We start from the raw sequence: 2,634 nt of genomic DNA on the forward strand, positions 1-2,634 counted from the left end.
GGTGAGTTTGCCGTAGCCGTTGTAGCGCGCCGTCCAGACGATCTGGCCGGCGGGGTTGGTCAGTTCCTGGGGCGTGCCCAGGTGGTCGAGGTGGTAGTAGAACGGGCGGGCGTCGGGGCCTTCGCCATCGAGCAGGGCCAGGGGGCGGAAGGTGCCTGGTTCGTAGACATAGCTGCGGTGGTGGCGCGGGCTGTTTTCGGCAACGAGCTGGTCGCCCTGCCAGAAAAATTCCGTGGTCAGGCCGTCCACGGTCTTGCTGATGCGTCGGCCGAAGGCGTCGTAGCGGTAGGACGTTTCGCGGCCGTCGGCGTCGGTGACGCCGATCAGACGGTGTTGGCTGTCGTAGCGGTAGGTGCTGACCAGCGCCTGGCCGCGGCGTTCGCGGATCAGGTTGCCGAAGGCATCGTAGTCGTAGTGGCGGTCGCCCTCCCTCAGCAGGCGGTTGCCCTTGAGGGTGGTCGGGCCGGGGCGGTCCTGCATCAGCAGGTTGCCGGCCGGGTCGTGGCTGAAATGTTCCGGCGGTTCGCTGTGGGAAAAGTCGATGCGGGTCAGGCGATCCAGCGGGTCGTACTGGTAGCGGCGGCGGTTTCGCTGGTCGGAAAGGGTCTGGAGGTTGCCTCGGGGGCTGTAGGCATAGTCGCGCCAGAACAGCTGCTGCTGGGGGTTCTGCCACACGGTCTGGGCCTTGAGGCGGCCCTGTTCGTCGTACGTGTAATCGCTGCGCAACCGACCCTGCTGGCGTTGCCGTTCGCGGCCGCCGTCAACGCGGTGTTCGGTCAGGCGCGCGCCGTTGAGGTCGATGGCGGTCAGCGCGCCGCCGGGGGCGTGGTGGTAGTCGAGCTGGCTGTCGTCCGGCAGGCGCAGGTGGTTGAGGCGCCCGCAGGCATCGTAGCGATAACGCAGGGTGCCCCAGCCCTGGTGTTCCGTGACCAGCCGATCCTGGGCGTCGTATTCGAAAGCCAGCGGGTGATCGCTGCCGTCGTCGACGTGGACCAGCCGGCCCAGTTCGTCGTAGCGGTATTCGATGGACTGGCCGTCGGGCAAGGTCTTGATCCGCAATCGCCCGGCCGCGTCACGCTGGTAGCGGGTGACCCGTTGCGAACCGTCCTCGCCGTGCTCGGTTTTTTCCAGCAAGTGGCCGTTGAGGTCGTAGGCGTAGGCGGTGCGTTGGCCGTCGAAGCCGACTTGCTGTCGGATCAAGCCGTTGGGCGTGTAGTCCAGCTGATATCGTTCGCCGGATTCGTTTTCGATCTCGGTCAGCAACAGCCGCGCCGAGTCGTAGCGGTACTTCAGCTCGCTGCCGTCGGGGTTCAGGCGGCGGCTGACCAGGTGCAGGTCGTCGGCGTATTCGTAGCGGGTGGTTCGGCCCTGCTCGTCGCGCTCGGCGATGACCTTGCCGTAGGCGTTGTAGCTCCAGGCCCGGGTCGCACCGGTGGGCAGGGTGACTTGCAGCAGGCGGCCGACGGGGTCCCATTGGTAGTGCGTGAGGGCGCCGTGTTCATCCCGGCGGCTGAGCAAACGCCCCAGGGCGTCGTAGGCAAAACACCGCCGGCCGCCGTCGGGCAGGAGCTCTTCGGTCAGTTGGCCCAGGCGACTCCAGGTGAAGCGATGTTCGCCACCGTCCGGGTCATACCTGGCCAGCAGTTGCCCATGGGCGTCGTAGGCATATTCCGTACGCTGGCCATCGGGATCGATGCTCGCGATCACATCGCCCCGAGCATTGCGGCGGTAGGTCCACACGGCCTTGCCGCGGGACCGGGCGTGCAGGAAACCGTTGCGGTATTCGTAGGACGTCGGCGCTTCGTCCGGCGGAATCAGCGCCACCAGCCGTCCGACGTCGTCGTAGCGGTATTCGCTGACCGCCCCCAGCGGGTCCTGTTCGGCGATCAACCGGCCCTGTTCGTCGTAGGCCCTGAGGTGCTCGCCGCCGTCGGGCTCGACCTTGCGCACCAGTCGCGCCCGGTCGTCGTGGACATACACTTCCTGGCTGCCATCCAGGTGCCGGACCGTGACACGGCCGTCCTCGCCCCAGGTGTAGCGGCTGTCCATCTGCGCGAAGGAGGCCCAATGCCGTACGCAGCGGGACGCCGCCCCGACGCCTTGCCACTCCCAGTAGAAGCTCGCCCCGCCGGCCAGTTGCCGCTGGAGGATGACGTGCTGGTCGTCGTAGTCGTAGCGTTCGCTTTCACCGGCGGCATTGGTCGCTTCGATCAGTCGGAAACGTCCGTCGTAGCGGTAGGACACCAGCGTCTGTTCGGTCCGCCAGGCTTCGTCGAGGGTGAGGGCCGGGTGGAAGCTCTGGTAGTCGACGGCGACCAGGTGGCGCTGCTCGTAACGCAGGCGCAGGGAGCGCCCGGCGCCGTTGTCCAGGCGGCTGATGTCGCCATGGATGTTGCGCTGGACGGTCAGGCGGTTGTCGTAGCGGTCGCTGAGGGCGATCAGGTGGCCGTCGCGAAAGTGCAGGAACGGGGCGTTTTCCCCAGACTGGGCGATGATCAGTTCGTCCGGCTCGGCCCCCAGGTAGATCGCCGCCCGGGCCAGGCTGTTGTGGATCGCCGGACGCTGGGTGGTAGGCAGTGGAAAGATCGTGCGGCGGTTTTCCTGGTCGACCCAGGTGACCTGCGCGTCCTTGAG

The 2,634-nt window shown here is 67.1% G+C and carries 1 protein-coding gene; it reads right to left on the minus strand.

Annotated elements, in window-relative coordinates; translation table 11 throughout:
- Positions 1-2,634: RHS domain-containing protein (locus tag BM321_RS29200; RefSeq protein ID WP_139230578.1), on the minus strand; the 2,634-nt coding region annotated here is incomplete at both ends.

Source organism: Pseudomonas sp. NFIX10, assembly GCF_900111955.1.
In the GTDB taxonomy this organism is placed as follows: domain Bacteria; phylum Pseudomonadota; class Gammaproteobacteria; order Pseudomonadales; family Pseudomonadaceae; genus Aquipseudomonas; species Aquipseudomonas fluorescens_AA.